A 19,073-nucleotide genomic window follows, 5' to 3' on the forward strand; every position below is an offset into this window, starting at 1 on the left:
TTCGTCCTCCTTAATCTCGAGATGCCTCTACACGCCATGGATGAGGCGACGCTTCATCCAAGACACACCGTAGAATATTGCCAGTCGTCGGCTCGATACAAAACAGATGCAACCACCGACCAGTCACAAGCTGCCGAAGTTTTTCATGCTTTTGCACAATCGCCAAGATCGCGTGATGTGGCGCCTCGATCCAGACCGACAAACGCAAAGGAGCATGAATCCACTGCTTGCCATCATGTAGCGATTGCAGTGGCAAACCTGTACGCAAATCGCCTCCATTGCCTTCGAACACGCCAATATTACCCCCAACAACGTTGTGCAGCACCTTGTTGCCACTCCCCCACCGGAGGTTATCGACGGTCGACGCAAAATATTGCATATTAATCCAGTGAGCCACCACCACAGGTGCTGTGAGAATTTGCTCCAAAATCGCAAAGTCCTGGTCTGCCGCACAATCATAGTCATGTAAAAAGCTACGACCTTCGAGGTTGATATGCGCTGTTCTCTCACGTGGCGCGGCGATAAAGCCTGCGTTTGTCGAGAGGCCCCATTCTGGGCGCACTTGAGACCAGTCACCCGCCCTTTGCAGGAATTCTTTCTTCAGTGTCCCTGCATCCCGTGCTGCCAGCCCGAGACTTGGGGCCCGTTCAGCACGGATACGCTCACTCGCTTCTAAAAGCCAACATTTCACCTGCTGCAGCGCCAGATCATTCAGACCATCCACACCAACATCAAAGAGGCGAATGTCATCGGTCGTCGTATTATGCAATGCAGGAATAAATCGTGTATCGGCAGGAATGTGAATACCCTGCTCCATCAATCCCTTCCTTACCTCTTCGCGATTGAGCATCGCCGCCAAAACCCGCGCATTGATTTCACCCGATTGTCCGCAGCAAGCACCACAATCTAATCCGGTCGCATGAGGATTATTCGCAGACTGACTACCATGACCAACCAACAGTACCCACGGCGCAAAATTGGATGTCATCGACATGGCACGAAGAATACCCGCAGCGAGTTGAATGGACGCCTCAAGGCTCACACCTTGCATCACTGGGAATAACTGGCCGTGCTCTTGGTCAGACAACGCAGCCATATCAATATTTTTTTCTTTCGCACCACGAAGACTGGATTTCAGTAGTTTCCATCCGTACGTCAACCCCGTGGTTTCAACAAAGGCAAATCCGCTACTTGCCGACGTCCTGAAACGCTCCCATGCCTGCGACACACTTAACCTAAAACGGCGCTGAGCGAAAAGATGATTGGTTGTTTCAGGATTATTCGCCACAGAGACAACACGTATCTGGGGTGCAAGCAATCCAGGTAGTTGTGGTCGCGCTTTTTGTCCCGCGAACGGTAAATATTCGATCGGTAAGCCAAAGAACCCTGCAAAACCGTGGGTGCGGATCGCTGGATCACTTTTCTCTAAGGCGCGACGCATGCGCTCTGAGCGAACATCAATGCAAAAGACCGCATCCATCGTGGGACGCAGTACCGACACACTACGCTCTACCCCACCTTGCTGCGTGCTTCTTTGATGTTGCATCAAGCCCTGATTGACTTGCATTTGCCATGACATGTCGAGTGCATCCTGCCATATCCAGTCGATCTTATCGCTGACATCCATCGTACCCACCTCAGCAGAGCCCACCGCACCGCGCGCCGCGCGCCATTCTGCGACAACAGATTCATGCGTAGGTGTATCCATCAGCACCCACTCCCATGCAAGCCGGATTGCTAGGAGCTGCGCCAAGTGGTGATCACTCGTCCCCGCAAGATCCGCTTGCCACGCCAAGTAAGCACACCATGCCGCCCAACCGTTGACGCTTAATAACAAAGCGGTGAAATAGGTTTCACATTCATGCTGGCCAATGTGCAACCGACGACAAACCAAAGCAATCAGCTCTTGATGTGTTTCAGGCAGTGTCGCAATCCGATCGGCGATACCGTCAATGCCTGTCAGCAATGAGGGGCCGTTATCGCACGATGCAATTTCACGCCATGCAGCATACAGGGAGCGAGCAGGCGTTAATGTCCATCGTGCCTGCCCCTGATCAAACCAAGACGCGCAGTGCTGTCCAATGGCATGGGTCACAACATCCTTACACGAGGGCTGATGGACTAAATCTCGCTTTGCATCCAGTGCGTCGGTAAAAAGGTGAAAGCGTTGTGCGTTTTCAGACGGTGCTGAGGAAGACAGTGCGAGCCATCCTTCGACAGACAGATCGACGGATCGCCGTTTCATAGCAGCGCGCAGCGCCTCTATCGTGATCTGCCCCCGATGAAATTGTTCAAGATACCAATCACGCGGCATCGTCAATGTGGAACCACAGAGATAGGCAACATAATTCGATACCGCCTCGATAGGCTGCTCGACAAAGCCCCACAGAGGATTGACCGCAATCGATTTATCGAGCGGCCACGTTGGCGCAATCCGTTTGCACGCCTGCACAAGGGCTTGTTGAATCTGGTCTTCCGTGACAACAACAGGATGCGTCAACGTCGATGCATTAGGAGAAGGAAACGGTGCAACATAAGCGTGAGGCATCATCATGATCCTTTTTTATTCAGAAGTGGTGTGGTGATGCGTAACGCCTGAGGCGGGGTCATCAGAAGCTGTGTTGGCCAAATCTTGAGCGTCAGATGCGTCACGAACTCGTCAAGATGAAAACCCGCAAATGCCCTTGGATGTAACCAACGAGAGAGGTCTCCTTGCGGTCGGTGCAATACAATAAATTGCGTCAAGAGGAGGCTTAACTGGCACAGCATCGCAAAGCCGATTCTCAGTGGCGAAGGGGGAATCTCTGAAGACGGAAGCAAACGACCAAAAATAACGTGCCAGACACCGTACACCAATGACAAAGCGATGGCATACCCAATGAGCACCATCACCTGTGACCAGCCACGGCTTTCAAAGGGAGAGCTCACCAAAGGAAGCAAGCTACTTACCAACACCAACGCGAACAGCCACAGCACCGGTTCGCCGTATGGATCGAGTCCGTTCAGCACGCTCGTTAATACCACCGCGATGGCAACACCCACTAAGGCGAATAGAATTTGCACGAGGCTTGGCATATGCGTCGCAGGGGCGATTCCCAACATGCGCTGCCGGGAAACGGTTTCTCCCGCGTTTAAAAATGCATGTGCTTTATAGAGGGAATGTGCCAACAAATGGAGGAGCGCAAGCGAATACGCGCCCAGACCAATTTCAAGCAACATAAACCCCATCTGCGCACAAGTCGACCACGCAAGCATTACCTTCACACTAATTCGTGTCATCATCACTAAGGCCGCGAGTGCTGCCGTGACACTTCCGACGATCACCAGCACCAGTTGTGCAGTGGGTGCCACCTCCAACAAGCCAGAGAGCCTGAGTAAGATAAATCCCCCAATATTGACGATACCGGCATGGAGCAGCGCCGATACGGGCGTTGGCGCCTCCATCACTTGCAACAGCCATCCATGTAACGGCAACTGAGCACATTTTAAAATCGCACTGGACACGAATAACAATGCGGCCATTTGCACCCAACGACCAGGTTGATGCGATTGAGCGAGGATATGCATGAGACCATCAATTTCCAAGGTATCAAGATGCAGATACAAGATCAAACAACCTGCAAAGGTCAACACATCCGCAGCACGACTAATGAGAAACTTTTTATGCGCCGCCATCCTTGCTGCTGGGCGGTCTTTGTAAAAGACCAATAATTGATGCAATGCCAAGCTGCTTGCTGTCCACGATAAACAGATAAACAGCAAATTATTCGACGTCACAAGCAACCAGACCGTCGCCACAGTCAGGCATAGCCAACGCAGATAACGGCTTACGCCTTGATCGCCCGCGAGGTAATTTTTGGAATAACACAGAATGACCCACGCTAAAAACCCGGTCAGTGCCAACATGAGGCCACTCAAGACATCGATCTTGACGGTGGGCAGCCATTCACTCGCAACACCAACCACCGCACCGTGAAATCCCACACTGACCAGCGAACAAAACGCGATCACCATTGCCAATAAGGCACTCCTCTGCGCCAAGCGCCAAGAAGTCAAAGCCGCAGCAATCACCAATAGCACAGGCAAGGCTAATGTTAATTGCGCTAACAACGAAGACACGCTGAGAGTGGAGTGAGTAAAAGCAGAGATAAAATCGACGACGTTTCCGAGCATGAAAACACTCCTCTTGATAAACAGAATAGCTATTGTCCCGATTTTTAGGTATATTGAATAATAAATTGTTTCAACCAACCCTATAGATAATCATCTATGAACATTCGCCATTTGAGCTTCCGTTTGCTACAGGTTTATGTACAAGTTGCGCGACTGGGGAACATTTCTGCCGCCGCGCGTGCATTACATTTGACGCAACCAACCGTATCGCTACAGCTAAAAAAATTACGTGAGGCCGTCGACGAGCCTTTATTCACCCTACGCGAGGGTCGTATGGAAATGACACATGTGGGAGAAGAACTCTACCGCGCTGCATGTGATGTTTTGGTTCGATTTGATGATTTTAATGGCTTTCTTGAACAAGCACGCGGGGGTAGTTCGGGACATATTCACCTCGGCATTGTCACCACGGCCAAATATGTTCTGCCACGGATTTTGGGTGCATTTTACCGACAATTTCCTAAAGTGAGTGTGACATTAAATATCGGTAATCGAGCACACATTTTGGAACGCTTCTCTAAGCAAGAAGACGACCTGTACGTCTTTAGCCATCCGCCCAGCGGCACTGAAGCACAAGCGACGCGTATTTTGAAAAATCCATTACAAATCATCGCGCCACTTGATCATTGGGCAACAACAAGAGAACAGTTGGATTTTAGCGACCTGAGAAATGAGCGATTTTTGATCCGCGAGCCAGGCTCTGCCACAAGGATGATGTTTGAGTCTTGGCTCAGCAGCCAAGGTATCGAGCTCGCCGACACGATGCAAATTGAAAGTAATGAAGCGATCCGACTTGGCACCGCCTCAGGGCTCGGCTTATCCGTCATTTCGGCGCATACCTTGCAAGAAGGTCAAGAAAAACTTGCGATCCTGCCGGTGCAACATTTTCCACTCGAGAGCCACTGGTATTTAGTCAGCAGAAAAGATCGCCGTCTTCCGTACGCGGCAATGCAACTCGTCAAGTTTATGGCGGAACATCTGCAAGAATGTGTCGAGCCACAATGGGTCGCGCCAGATATTGCGCATCTGGCGGATAACTTTGTCTAGCTTTGATCTAACTTTTATCGAACGAATGGACCCACGCGGTTTAGAGCCTAAACTGATTGACGAGCGTATTCAACTTATCCGTTTGCTCACGTAGGCTTTGTGCCGCTGCGGCAGCTTGCTCCACCAATGCCGCATTCCGCTGCGTCATATCATCCATGTCCGTCACGGCGAGGCTGATCTGATGAATTCCTGCACTTTGCTCTGCGCTGGCGTGACTGATACTATTGACCGTGGCAGAGGTTTGCTCTAAATGACTCACAATATCCGTCATCGTTTTGCCTGCCACATCGGCCATCGCTGCGCCTTTATTGATCTTCTCAACAGAATCACCAATCAACAATTTAATTTCTTTCGCCGAAGAAGCGGCCCGCTGCGCCAGGTTCCTGACTTCGGATGCCACCACCGCAAAGCCCCTTCCTTGTTCACCAGCCCGCGCAGCCTCTACCGCAGCATTGAGCGCTAGGATATTCGTCTGGAAAGCAATACCATCAATCACAGCGGTGATATCAACAATTTGATTTGAGCTTTCCTTGATGTCGTCCATGGTATGAACAACACCCTTGACGACATCGCCCCCATCCATGGCGACGGAATATGCCATCTCTGCATATTTCGCAGCCGACTTCGCATTCTCGGCATTGTGTTCAACGGTCGAAGTCAACTCTTCCATAGAACTTGCTGTTTCTTGCAGTGAACTCGCCTGCGACTCGGTTCTGGATGAAAGATCCGCATTACCGGAAGCAATCTCTGCCGCCGCCACTTGAATTGAGGCAGAGCTCGCGCGCACTTCTTGAATAACAGTGGCGAGTCCAGTACCGATGTTATTGATCGAATCGAGCAATTCGCCAATTTCATCGGATCTTTCATGGTGTGTTCTTTCGGTTAAATCACCGACCGCCAGTTTCTTTGCCAATGCGCTTGCTTGATTCAAAGGAACAGTCACATTTTTTCGAATCAGATACAAGAGTGCAAACGCCGTGATGATGATCAACACCATCGCGAAGAGCGCGTATAGCATCAAATTCTTCAAGGTATCTTCTGTAATTTCAGACACAGGACACGCTCCCACCAGCATCCAGTTCAAGACCTCGATTTTTTTAAAAACGGCTAGATGCTGTTGCGGTTCACCACCTGATAGATTGCTATTGAAATATAGCGTCCCATGGCCTTGCTCGATCATCGCTTTCAATGCATCGGACTCTTCCGGCGTTTTATCCTTCAAAACATTTCGCCCTTCCTGATCACGATGCAAAGTGAGGTCTCCCAAGCTATCACCCTTCTTCAAATGAAAGGCGAAGTAGCTTCCGGTTTTTCCGATACGCATCGCGAGGATTTTATCTTTAAGAAATATGAGACTGGGCGAAATATCGATCCCCACAAATAACACGCCGACCATATGCGATTGTTCATCGGTGATCGGCATATAGCTGGTCATATAGTCTTTGCCAAACAATTTCGCGGCACCAATGTAGCCTTTTTCCGACTGAAGTAATGCATAAGCGGGATGAGTGTGGTCGAGTGCTGTGCCAACAGCGCGCTCGCCATTTTCTTTTTTCAGGGACGTCGTGACTCGGACAAATTCACTCCCCTCTTTGACAAAAATGGTAGCAATTGCTCCTGTCGTTTTCGTAAATTGATCGACGATGGATTCATTACCATTGATAATTTCCCCGCCATAAGTCAGCGTCGACACTTGCCGGTCACCAATCTTTACTTTATCGTTTTCTTTGAGCACAAACGGCTGCGTTAATTGCCGCTGAAAGGTCGTTCCGGTGCGTTGCGCATCGGCTCTCACGGCCTTATCAAACACATCAAACATATCGTTGATATTTTCTACCGTGTGTGAAACGTCCTGAACGGCTGTGGCTTGCATTGATCGGTAGATGCTGTAACCGAGTGCGCTGATAAAGATTGTGAAGACCACAAGCACAAGAGAAAAAACGATGATACTGAGGCGAGTCCCAAGGCTGATGCCTCGGAGATGAGATCTTTCGATTGTTCGCATGGCACGTCTCCGAGGGTGAAGCCACCTAGTTGGTACATGCAGTGTAGTTTCCCATACGCAACAAATCCACTCAAAAAATTGAATCTTTCAATGTTTTTCATTTAAAGCGGAGGGCGAAATACAATGCCGACGATGCAGATGATGTGGCGTGGTATCTACCATAGATGCAATAAAACAAAATTGCAAGAAATTCAACAATAAAAAAGCCACGTACGACAACGTGGCTTTTGATCTCGACTACCGTACAACAGTCGGCATTGAGATTTTTAGGCTGTTACGATTTCAACGACGCACCAATCTCTTTGATTCGACGCTCCCCCAGTATCAGATGTTGCTCTGACGAATGCACTGAGTAATAACCCATGACCAGAGACTGAGGCAACTTCGCTGCGGAGCCGAGTAGAAAACGGCAATCTGTGCGGGCCTCGACAACGATCGACGCATGCCCTTCTTCAAAAACTACCAATTCCCTCGCGATATCGCTACCACTGACACCAACTGTGCCCGTTTGTGGAAATAGCCACGCAATATCATGGGTCTGGGATGGCTGATACGTCCAAGACTCACCCGCCTTTAACTCCACCCATAAGTAACTGACATCAAAAGGTGGCGTGATCTTGCTGACTAGTTCTTGGTACTTCCCGAGAAGCAAGGTGACCGGTCCTGAGCGTGGCACCTCATCTGCCTGTACAAATTGAGCGGAAGGTGTCGCCAATTCATGGGATGGCGGCATGGCAAACCATGTCTGAAAAGCACGCATCTGGTCGCCATGAAGACCACGCGCCTTGTGCCAGATGCCACTGCCCGTCATCACCCATTCAACCCCGCCTTTACGCACGACATCCACTTGCCCCTCTGACGTTGTATGTTCAATGTCAAAGGTCAATGGAAAAGTCAGGGTGGCGATGCCAGAGTGGGGGTGAAATCCAAACTGTGGCCCACTACCCTCTGCCTCGACATAATCAAGAAAGATAAATGGTTTGAGCAGGTGCCCCAGGTCTCCAGGACTCATGAGACGCGTAATCGGACCGTGCGTCTGTCCACCGGTTCGTGCGACTATTTTTCTCTCTGTAGTCATCGCAGCCCTCCCTATTCATGTCGGTGTTGTGTGAATAACCAAAAGTATAGGGAGGAATTCACCTGAGATAAAGCTAGTCAATTGGAATAGACTCGTTCATGAATGGAACAATCGAGGAACAATCATAGAACAATCATAGAACAATCAATGCGTACCAGCCGTCGTTGTGGAAGCGGGAGACCATAACCAAACGCGTTCACTGATCCGCACAGCTTTCGGAATCAGCTTTTGCTGAAAAAAGAGGTCCGCAATTTCCTGCTGACGACCGACGATATCCGGCGTTACAGGTGTCACACCGTAATGAACACGCTGTTGCCACGTAAGGAGCGTCGCCTCTGGCATATGGAGTTGTCCAGAGAGAATGCTAGCAACTTGCTGTGGATGCTGTGTCGCCCATGCGCCGGTTTTTGCTAACTCATTTAAGATTGCCGACAACACGGCCGGATACTGTTGTGTAAAACGACGTGATGCTTCATAAAAACTATTGGCAGGCAATAAGCCTTGATGATCAGCCAAAACCCGTACCGGCACGGATTGTGCAATCGCTGCAAAGTAAGGATCCCAGATCGCCCACGCATCGACGCTACCGCTGATAAATGCAGCACGAGCATCAGCGGGAGTCAGATAGACTGGCGTAATATCGTTAACCGTTAAGCCCGCACGACGAAGTGCCGTCACAATCAACAAGTTAGCACTCGATCCTTTCTGAAACGCGACTTTCTTTCCCTTCAATTCGTTCACATTTTTAATCGGTGAGTCTTTCTGTACGACGATCGCCTCCGCCCCTGGTGAAGCAGGCTCAGCACCAACATACATTAACTCAACACCTGCCGCCTGTGCAAAGACCGGTGGTGGCGCACCGGTATAACCAAAATCCACGTTACCGGTATGAAGCGCCTCTAAAAGTTGAGGGCCGGCAGGAAATTCAATCCAATTGAGTTGTATTTTTTGTGTCTCAAGTGTTTTTTCTAACGTACCCTGTGCTTTGAGTACTGCTAACAGTCCACTTCCTTTTTGAAAGCCAATGGTCACTATTTTATTGTCCGCATGGGCATCCACGAACGGGTATAAGGTCAGCGTAAGCAAGAAGGTTAACAGGTGAGTGAAGCGACGTAGTGAATTGATCATAGTGGTTGCTCTTTGTCCGTTGTTGAATGATAAGTTGGTTCGTTGTTTCGTTGTTTCGATGGCTATGCGCTCTCGCGCTCGAGTAAGTCGCACTCCAGCAGTGTGAGCCGCTGTATTTTTTTTGTTACCGGTATTTCTCCAAGACTTTCTAAAATGCGTATCGCTGCAATTTCACCGATTTCTCTGGCGGGTGGTCGGATCGTGGTGAGGCTGGGCAGTAACATTGATGACATGGCATAGTCGCCAAATCCCATCAAAGCACATTGCGACGGCATCGCGATACCGGCTCTTTGCCCCGCGAGAATCGCGGCGGCAGCCAAGTTGTCGTTGGCGAAAATAATCGCTTGCACCGCATCTTTCTTCCTTAATGCCAATGCTTCGATCGCTTGTTTTCCAGCATCAAACGGGCTCGCTTGCGTCGGTACAAAAAATTGCGGCTGCAATCCTGCTTCACGTAATACTTCAGCATAACCATCTCGACGATCGAGAGCACTTTCGTCGCCGACGACACTATTTTGAACGAAGGCAATGCGCTCATACCCTTTGTTGAGCAGATAACGTACCGCCTGCTCACCGACACGATGATGCGAAAAACCGACTTGCATATACCGACGCTTAGGTTGGTAATCCCACGTTTCTACGACAGGAATATTCGCTTTATTCAAAAGCTGCAAAGTCCCTCGACTGTGATACTGCCCCGTGACAACCAATGCGGCGGGTGACCAACCTAAAAATGCGCGTACAGCCTGTTCTTCTTGCTCAACAGAAAAGTAGCTTGAAGCCAGTAAGAGCTGATAGCCATGTGCATTCAACGTATCGCTAAAGCTTTGTATGGTATGCGCAAAAATGGGACCAGAAATATTGGGAATCACCATTCCAACAATACGAGAATGGGTCGACGCCAAGCCACCGGCTGCAAGATTGGGAACGTAATTAAGCACCTTAACAGCTGCTGCAATTTTTTCTCGTAACGCATCAGAGACCAACGCTGGTTGCTTGAAATAACGCGATACGGTGATCGATCCCACACCTGCCATCTGCGCAACATCATGAATCGTTGCGCGACCTGAACCACGGCGTTTGCGCGTTGCGGACGGCACGTCATTTTCCGCATTGTCTGAATGACGATCGATCTCAGTTTTTCTTTTGATCATGGTTCTATATTTTTAAATGACATATGGATGTTTGAAATCATTCTTTGACGAATGCCCTGTCAATCACAGAAACTAAATAGCAATGGTATCGGTACCATCAAATTCTATCAGTACCAAGGAAGCGTACGAAGTCGCAAATAATTCGAAGCTTATTACCGAATTACATATCAAACCGACTGTGTACTTTTTCCGTTTTGAATCAGCTTTTTATCATTATCAATTCAGCGTTAATTCAGGGTAAATATGAACATCCATACTAAAAACAAACAACTTCAGTCTCGGCGATATCAGCACCTATTCGCCCTTCTTACAGGTGCAAGCCTGTCACTCAGCGCCGCCGCGGAAGAAAGCAGCCCACCGGATGATGGCGGCCTACCATCCGTGACTGTGACAGCAACCCGTCGCGAAGCGTCCGTACGTTCGGTCCCCATTGCGGTCTCTGTGTTGAGCGGGGACGAACTATCGCAATCCAACCGCAATAGCATTGATACGATCGCGGCAGAATTACCCAGCGTCGATTTCAGGCAGCAAGGCGGAAATAAAGATACGAGTATTTTTATTCGTGGGATCGGCACCATTTCCACATCACCAGGTGTTGAGCCAACGGTGTCGACTATCATCGATGGCGTCGTTCTAGCAAGACCAGGACAAGCAACATTGGATGTGCTCGATATCGAACGTATCGAGGTGCTGCGTGGTCCCCAAGGCACCTTGTTTGGCAAAAATGCGTCTTCCGGTGTGATCAACATCATTACCAAACAACCAAGTAAAGAGTTGACCGGTTTCGTTGATGCCGCTGTTTACCAAGGAAATGAAAAACGCCTCAGCGCAGGCGTGAGCGGCACATTGAAACAAGATGTGGTTCGTGCCTCTCTGACCGTTGTCGATACGGCCTACGATGGCAACGTCGACAACTTAAAAACGGGCGAAAAAGTGAATGGTTTCGATCACCAAGGTCTACGCGGAAAAGTACTGATTACGCCAAATCAGGACACGGACATTACTCTGACCGCCGACTACTTACGCTCGGTCTCGTCCCCCACTTATACGATTGCGCAATCCACAAATACCGCTGTCATTAACGCAGTCGCACCGGTACACATTAGCGCAACGAATCGTCAAGTGGAGTACGATTTATCGAATGCCATTAACGACTTTAACAAGGGCGTTTCAGCACAAGTTGACTGGCGCAATCAAGGCTACACATGGACCTCCATCACTGGTATCAGGTCATGGGACAACGTCCAACACACAACAACATCGACCATCGGCAATAGTGCTGATGTCAGCCGGATCACCGCAGCATTCCCAGCGACACGCGATATTGGCACACTGTATTACCGTCAATTCTCTGAAGAAGTCCGCGTCGCCTCGCCGAAAAGTGATCTCTTTGAATATGTAGCGGGGGCTTACTACCTCAAAGGCAAGGACGAAGAAACTTACCAAAGGATTGTGACGACGCTACCGTCGGTTGTGAATTCCGGTTACGCACCCTACAGCGTTGATAACGATAGTCTGGCGCTGTTTGGTGATAGCACCTATAAAATAACGCAACAACTGAAGTTCTTGAGTGGATTGCGCTGGACGCACGATAAAATCGCTTATCAACATTCAAGAACATCGACTTCGTCAACGGCATTCGCTGGCGTGCAGCCTGCAACCGCCAATTCTGGATCCGATACCGAAAGTGCATTCTCTGGCCGCCTTGGCTTTCAATTTGACATCAGCAATACTGTCACGAGCTATGCGACATATTCTCGTGGCTATAAGGGTCCCGCGTATAACGTCTTCTTCAATATGTTCAACCGTGATACGTTGGCATTGAAACCAGAGACATCCGACTCCTATGAAATCGGCCTCAAAGCACTCTTACTTGATCGCAAGCTGAGCCTCAACGTCGCTGCGTTCCAAACGAAATATGCCAACTATCAAGCCAACTTCTATGACACGGTGGCGGGTGCTGTCGTTACGCGTCTGATTAATGCGGGTGATGTGTCGACGCGTGGTGTTGAAGTGGAATTGGAAGCGCGTCCTACTTCCCAGCTCCATCTCAGTACTTCTGTCGCCTATATCGATGCCCATATTGATCAGTTCAATTGCCCTGCTGCCGCCGCAGCGTCTTGCAATCTGAACGGACAGACCTTGCCATTCTCACCGAAGACTAAATCATTTACCCGTGCTGCCTACACAGTGCCTTTGAATAATGGTCTGCAAGTTGAGTTCGCAAGCGATTATGCATGGCAAAGCAAGGTGCAATATGACCTTTTCCAATCCCCAACCAGCATCCAAGGTAGTTATGGTATTTGGAACGCCAGCGTTGCCTTGTCTACGCCAGAAAAAGGATGGCGTGTTGCATTGATTGGTAAAAACCTGGCAGACAAATCGTATTCAACGAATCTGATTAGTAGTGGTGGCACGGTCACCCGTGGTATTCCACGCGATGACACACGGTATGTTGGAATTAATGTGAGAAAAGAGTTCTAAAATGAGTCAGCGCCAATTAAAACTTGGCGCCTTTCTGCTACATAACGGACATCATGTAGCAGCATGGCGCCACCCACAAGCCGATGCGGGTAGTAACCCATTGAAGCTGTATAAAGAATTAGCCCAAACCGCCGAACGCGCCTGCTTTGACGCAATTTTTTTTGCAGATAGTGTCGCATTAACGAGCGGCGTTGGTGGATTAGAGCCACTCACTTTGTTATCTGCACTTGCCGCAGTGACTGAGCATATCGGCCTCATTGGTACGGCAACGACGACCTATAACGAGCCTTACCACGTTGCGCGTAAATTTGCCTCGCTGGATCGGCTCTCTGGAGGCCGGGCTGGCTGGAATTTGGTGACTTCTGATAATGCCAGTGAAGCAGCCAATTTTGGAAGACAAGAACATGTTGCGCACAGCGACCGCTATGCACGTGCACGAGAATTTCATGAAGTCGTACGAGGCTTGTGGAATAGCTGGGAAGACGATGCCATCCTCAACGACAAAGAAGGGGGACGACAATTCAACCCAGAGAAACTGCATCCTTTACACCATCGCGGCGAACACTTCTCGGTCGCTGGTCCACTGAATGTCAGTCGTAGCCCACAAGGTCACCCCATCGTCGTTCAGGCAGGTGGCTCTGAAGCGGGAAAGAATTTAGCTGCTGAAACGGCAGACGTTGTATTCACCGCCCATCCCACTCTTGCGTCGGCACAACAGTTTTATGCCGATCTCAAGCAACGCGTCCGCCATGCAGGTCGCTCGGAAGAGAGTCTGAAAATTATGCCAGGGCTCTTCCCCATCGTTGGTAAAACGCAAGCAGAAGCGGAGGAAAAATGGAACGTGTTGCAAGCGCTTGTACTGCCCAAAGATGGTTTGGCTTTATTAGGAAGAATGATTGGGAATTTTGATCTCTCGGGTTACCCCATTGACGAGCCCCTCCCCGAGCTCCCACTCACTAACAGTGGTCAGCAAAGTCGTCAGAAGCTACTGACCTCGTTAGCACAAGGCGAGAACCTGACGATTCGCGAGCTGTATCTTCGTATTGCAGGCGGACGTGGCCACTTTACACTCGTTGGCACACCTGAATACATCGCGGATCACATGCAAGAGTGGTTTGAGAACGGCGCAGCAGACGGTTTCAATATCATGCCGCCTTATCTATCGCAGGGATTCACTGATTTTGCAGAACTGGTTATACCTGAGCTGCAACGCCGTGGACTAGTGCGGACACGCTATGAGGGATCAACCCTGCGGGAAAACCTCGGACTTTCTTTCCCGACCTACCAGCGGTAATTGCGCCGCCTTCCAACCCCATGTTGCCGAGACGGTATTCATGGGGTTTTCAATCAAGTCGTTCACAGCAAACGTATGTCCTTGCATGCATTGTTCATCCTCATTTTTTTCAATATACGTTTTCCAAGTATTTAAGTATTTTTTTATTCGTTTTCCAACTTATGAGGATTTCGTATTCTAAGCACACAGAAAACACATCGAGGTTAGCGCAGGGAGTGCCATCAACCCTCTGCGCATTGATAAGGAGAAGATCAGATGGGTGCATCATTTTCACATGCGAACGCCGCACAATCGCACGATGCTGTTCGCGCCACGTTATTAGCCAACGAGGATGTCGCAGATAGCGTCTCACCACAATATGCATGGGAACTATTCTCTACAGGCCAAGCAGTGCTGGTCGACGTCCGAACAACCGAAGAACGCACCTTTGTCGGCTACGTTCCTGATTCGATCCACGTGCCGTGGGCCACTGGCACTAGCCTTACTCGCAACCCACGCTTCGTCCGTGAACTGGAATCTAAAGTCGGTAAAGAGAAAAAAATTCTCTTACTTTGTCGTAGCGGCAAACGCTCTGCTCTCGCACTCGATGCAGCAAAAAAAGCAGGCTTCACCGATATCTACAACATCAAAGAAGGGTTTGAAGGCGAAATAAACGGCGACCAACATCGCGGCACCGCCGATGGCTGGCGCTTTCATCAACTGCCATGGGTACAGAGTTAGCGTTTAATCGTCAGTCAGCGGATAAGGGAGTTTTCGGGTATGAGTAGTAAAGTATCAGGCAGTACAGAAGTACGTCGACCTTCATTTGATATCGATCGTGTTGTCAGTGAATTGGCTGCCGTCAGATTAAATTGGCGCGAAGGTCGACAACGTTCAAATGAGCCAGGTGGACGTGAGTTACAGTCACGCGATGCGATCGCTGACATTTTATCCGGCTTACGCGGCGCACTCTTTCCAATGCGATTGGGTCCTGTAGAGCTTCGCCAAGAGAGTGAGGATTTCTATGTGGGTCACACCTTAGATCTCGCCCTCCACTCTTTATTTCATCAAGTACGTCTTGAGCTGCAATATGTGGCCCGTTATCAAGGCTCAAGCAATGAAGATGTTGAGCAACAGGCGCTCGATATTGTCCGTCGTTTTTCAAGAGCACTACCAGAAATTCGCGTCCTGCTGGATAGTGACGTGATTGCTGCTTACCAAGGTGATCCGGCGGCACGTAGTGTCGATGAGGTATTGCTTTGTTATCCCGGCATTCTGGCATTGATTCATCACCGCATTGCACACTGTCTCTATCGCTTAGGCACTCCATTGATTGCCCGTATTGCAGCGGAACTTGCACATGCGCAGACAGGCATCGACATTCATCCGGGTGCCACCATCGGCACCGGTTTTTTTATTGATCACGGCACCGGCGTTGTCATTGGTGAAACGGCGATTATTGGCGCGAATGTCCGTATTTATCAGGCGGTAACACTCGGCGCAAAACGATTCCCAGCAGACGCTAACGGTACCTTACAAAAAGGCTTACCACGTCATCCGGTTGTTGAAGATGAAGTCGTTATTTATGCAGGTGCCACCGTCCTAGGTCGCATCACCATCGGGCGCGGCGCAGTCATTGGAGGCAACGTCTGGATCACGCAAGATGTCGCGGCAGGCAGTCATGTCACACAGGCGGGATCATTACAGCACGGAGATAGTACACGATCAAATCAATAAACCGATGCCATTGGCAAGAGCGCTCATTCAACGTCACAACGTCGAGAGCTGAAGAATGCAGCAAAGCAACATCGAACCGCGACTGTTACTTCTGCTTACCTCATTGCCACGCTTCCGTAGATACCCTATGAGGTGTTGGCATGTGTTTTTATTTTTATTTTTTTCGTTTCATTAAAAGGAGCAACCATGGCAGAATCAACCATCCCACAATTAGCATTAAGCGATGACGCAGCACGACAACTAGCGAATGCAACCAAAACGGTTCCTAAATTATCAACCGTCAGCCCACGTTGGCTTACCCACCTGCTGGAATGGCTGCCAGTCGAAGCAGGTATCTATCGTTTAAACAAAGTCAAAAATCCTCGTGATGTACGCGTCGCCTGCTCGCAACGCGATGAGTCTGAATTACCTCAGACCTTCGTAGACTATGACGAAAAACCACGTGAATACTTCCTCAATGCGGTCTCGACTGTGTTGGATGTGCATACACGCGTTTCTGACTTGTATAGCAGCCCCCATGATCAGATCAAAGAACAATTACGCCTGACCGTTGAAACGATTAAAGAACGTCGAGAAAGTGAACTGATCAATAATCCTGACTACGGTTTGTTGGCCAATGTCGCTGACGAACAACGTATTTTCCCTTTAACTGGCGCACCAACCCCAGATGATCTCGACGAACTGTTGACGAAAGTGTGGAAAGAACCTGCGTTCTTCCTGACGCATCCTTTAGCCATCGCCGCCTTTGGTCGCGAATGCACACGTCGTGGCGTACCACCACCGACCGTGAGTTTATTTGGATCACAGTTCCTGACATGGCGCGGTATCCCACTGGTACCGTCTGACAAAGTCCCTGTCGCTGATGGCAAAACAAAGATTCTGTTATTGCGCGTTGGCGACAAACGTCAGGGTGTCGTTGGCTTGTTCCAACCAGGTCTCGCTGGTGAGCAAAGTCCAGGATTATCCGTGCGTTTCATGGGCATCAGCCGTAACGCCATTTCGTCTTATCTCATTTCCTTGTATTGCTCATTAGCGATTCAATCCGATGACGCATTGGCGGTACTTGACGATGTTGAAATCGGCAAGTTCCATGACTATCCAGATACCTACAAATAATGCAATGAGTACCCAACCCTTACATCAGAGCGGTGGATTACCGGACCCAGCAGAACTAGCGCAGCTAGCGAGCGAATTTTTCGCAACGCTGCCGAATGGGGAACGTCATCCAAACCGAGCCGTTCCGGTGCCAACAGCGCCTGCGACGCTGCAAACGCGTGCTCCACAACACGAGTTCGGGCAATTCACAGGACTACATCCGGCGCCAGCGACGGTACCAACAACGCCGCCTACCACACCACGTGCAGGTCTTGCCGACAATGCACCGAATGCTTATGCGGCGGCGTTACCATTGATCGACAAGGTCAAACAACGTTCACCAGCGCCAGCCAATCCGTTTTATTTTTTAGGTGATGTGAGTGGCTATCCAGCAGGACTCAGTAGCGCAGACAGTGTGCCAACACTGCAAACATTCGGTACGCCAACAGACCACAATTTACGCGGTTTGTTAAGCGCCGAAGAACCAGCGTTGCGTTCTGGTGGGATTCCCTCTGGGCAGTCTTCAAGCAACCTAGATCAAGCGGGATCGTTTTACTTTCTCGACACGGGACGCTTTCCGGGACCGCACGGTAGCCATGCAGGGGCACTCCCAAACTTGGCCTCCAGTGCGCGACCACCATTTGACGTCAATGCAATTCGCAGAGATTTTCCGATTCTGCAAGAGCGCGTCAATGGAAAGCAATTAGTCTGGTTTGACAATGCAGCGACAACACAAAAGCCGCAATCGGTGATTGATCGGGTATCGTATTTTTACGAACACGAAAACTCTAACATTCACCGCGCAGCACATGAACTCGCGGCACGTGCAACGGATGCCTACGAAAGTGCACGTAAAAAAGTGACGAATTTTTTGGGCGCAAGCTCACCAGATGAAATCATTTTTGTACGTGGTACCACAGAAGGCATTAACTTGGTCGCTAAAACGTGGGGAGCGCAACATATTGGCGAAGGAGATGAAATCATCGTCTCCAATCTCGAGCATCACGCCAATATCGTGCCATGGCAACAGTTGGCAGCACACACTGGCGCAAAGATTCGGGTGATTCCGGTCGATGACACAGGTCAGGTCATCTTGAGTGAGTACACCAAATTACTCAATAGCCGCACCAAGATTGTGTCAGTAACGCAAGTGTCGAATGCCTTGGGCACGGTGGTTCCCGTTAAAGAGATCATTGATCTTGCGCATCGTGCTGGTGCAAAAGTGTTGATCGACGGCGCGCAGTCTGTCTCGCATATGCGGGTGAACGTACAAGCATTGGATGCGGATTTCTTCGTGTTTTCCGGCCATAAATTGTTCGGTCCCACCGGTATCGGCGTTGTCTATGGCAAACGCGATCTCCTCGAAAAAATGCCGCCATGGCAAGGTGGCGGCAATATGATCGCGGATGTCACGTTTGAGCGCACGATTTATCAACCGCCACCTAATAAATTCGAAGCTGGCACGGGCAATATTGCCGATGCTGTCGGATTAGGTGCGGCGATTGATTATATCGAGCGAATCGGTATCGAAAATATCGCCCGTTACGAACATGATTTGTTAGCGTATGCCACTTACGGTATGCAATCAATTCGTGGCGTACGGTTAATCGGTACAGCCAAAGACAAAGCGAGCGTTTTATCGTTTGTTCTCAATGGCTATCAAACGGAAGAAGTCGGCAAAGCCCTCAATGAAGAAGGTATTGCCGTCCGTTCAGGTCACCATTGCGCACAACCGATCCTACGTCGATTTGGTCTTGAGGCAACAGTGCGCCCTTCCCTCGCTTTTTACAATACGTGCGAAGAAGTTGATCGCCTCGTATCTGTTGTTGCGCGATTAGCAGCGGCACGGAAATGATCTAAGCATTATTTCCAGCAGACGTTCTTTGTTCAACTTGCCCA

Annotated in this window: 13 protein-coding genes; 7 read left to right on the forward strand and 6 right to left on the reverse strand. The window is 49.7% G+C overall.

Going from position 1 to position 19,073, the window contains the following annotated elements; genetic code table 11:
* Positions 1–10: 10 nt before the first annotated feature.
* Positions 11–2,554 (reverse strand): YbcC family protein, encoded by a 2,544-nt coding sequence (locus ACO0K2_RS18165; protein WP_423021461.1) that lies wholly within the window; start codon positions 2,552–2,554, stop codon positions 11–13.
* Positions 2,551–4,173, reverse strand: a complete 1,623-nt coding sequence (locus tag ACO0K2_RS18170) for an NADH-quinone oxidoreductase subunit L (protein WP_423021463.1) — start codon at positions 4,171–4,173, stop codon at positions 2,551–2,553. Before ACO0K2_RS18170 ends, ACO0K2_RS18165 begins: the two co-directional genes overlap by 4 nt.
* Positions 4,174–4,269: 96 nt before the next feature.
* Between ACO0K2_RS18170 and ACO0K2_RS18175 the strand changes: the two genes are divergently transcribed.
* Positions 4,270–5,220 carry a LysR family transcriptional regulator gene (locus ACO0K2_RS18175; protein ID WP_423021465.1) on the forward strand — a complete coding sequence of 317 codons (951 nt, stop codon included), beginning with the start codon at positions 4,270–4,272 and terminating at the stop codon, positions 5,218–5,220.
* 40 nt (positions 5,221–5,260) lie between these two features.
* Here the strand turns inward: ACO0K2_RS18175 and ACO0K2_RS18180 are convergent, their stop codons facing one another.
* The 4 genes from ACO0K2_RS18180 to ACO0K2_RS18195 all read right to left on the reverse strand — a co-directional run bounded on the left by ACO0K2_RS18180 (position 5,261) and on the right by ACO0K2_RS18195 (position 10,585).
* A complete protein-coding gene (locus ACO0K2_RS18180; RefSeq protein WP_423021467.1) occupies positions 5,261–7,225 on the reverse strand; it encodes a methyl-accepting chemotaxis protein in 1,965 nt (654 codons plus the stop codon).
* 274 nt (positions 7,226–7,499) lie between these two features.
* Positions 7,500–8,303 carry a pirin family protein gene (locus ACO0K2_RS18185; protein WP_423021469.1) on the reverse strand — a complete coding sequence of 268 codons (804 nt, stop codon included), beginning with the start codon at positions 8,301–8,303 and terminating at the stop codon, positions 7,500–7,502.
* A 144-nt stretch (positions 8,304–8,447) separates the two neighbouring features.
* Positions 8,448–9,431, reverse strand: a complete 984-nt coding sequence (locus ACO0K2_RS18190) for an aliphatic sulfonate ABC transporter substrate-binding protein (protein ID WP_423021471.1) — start codon at positions 9,429–9,431, stop codon at positions 8,448–8,450.
* A gap of 62 nt (positions 9,432–9,493) precedes the next feature.
* Entirely contained in the window at positions 9,494–10,585 is a 1,092-nt protein-coding gene (locus tag ACO0K2_RS18195; protein WP_423021473.1) for a LacI family DNA-binding transcriptional regulator, read from the reverse strand.
* Between the two features lie 243 nt (positions 10,586–10,828).
* Between ACO0K2_RS18195 and ACO0K2_RS18200 the strand changes: the two genes are divergently transcribed.
* From ACO0K2_RS18200 to ACO0K2_RS18225, 6 genes are all read left to right on the forward strand, one after another.
* Positions 10,829–13,069 (forward strand): TonB-dependent receptor, encoded by a 2,241-nt coding sequence (locus ACO0K2_RS18200; RefSeq protein ID WP_423021475.1) that lies wholly within the window; start codon positions 10,829–10,831, stop codon positions 13,067–13,069.
* Between the two features lies 1 nt (position 13,070).
* Positions 13,071–14,363 carry an LLM class flavin-dependent oxidoreductase gene (locus ACO0K2_RS18205; RefSeq protein WP_423021477.1) on the forward strand — a complete coding sequence of 431 codons (1,293 nt, stop codon included), beginning with the start codon at positions 13,071–13,073 and terminating at the stop codon, positions 14,361–14,363.
* A 255-nt stretch (positions 14,364–14,618) separates the two neighbouring features.
* Complete coding sequence (locus tag ACO0K2_RS18210; protein WP_423021479.1) at positions 14,619–15,083, forward strand: rhodanese-like domain-containing protein; 465 nt, start codon at positions 14,619–14,621, stop codon at positions 15,081–15,083.
* Between the two features lie 39 nt (positions 15,084–15,122).
* Positions 15,123–16,079 carry a serine O-acetyltransferase EpsC gene (gene epsC, locus ACO0K2_RS18215; protein ID WP_423021481.1) on the forward strand — a complete coding sequence of 319 codons (957 nt, stop codon included), beginning with the start codon at positions 15,123–15,125 and terminating at the stop codon, positions 16,077–16,079.
* Positions 16,080–16,265: 186 nt separating this feature from the next.
* Entirely contained in the window at positions 16,266–17,195 is a 930-nt protein-coding gene (locus ACO0K2_RS18220) for a family 2A encapsulin nanocompartment shell protein (protein ID WP_423021483.1), read from the forward strand.
* A complete protein-coding gene (locus ACO0K2_RS18225) occupies positions 17,170–19,029 on the forward strand; it encodes a family 2A encapsulin nanocompartment cargo protein cysteine desulfurase (protein WP_423021485.1) in 1,860 nt (619 codons plus the stop codon). The genes ACO0K2_RS18220 and ACO0K2_RS18225 overlap by 26 nt, the downstream gene beginning before the upstream one ends.
* The last annotated feature ends 44 nt before the right edge of the window (positions 19,030–19,073 follow it).

It is taken from the genome of Undibacterium sp. MH2W (assembly GCF_049340215.1).
Lineage (GTDB): Bacteria > Pseudomonadota > Gammaproteobacteria > Burkholderiales > Burkholderiaceae_D > Undibacterium.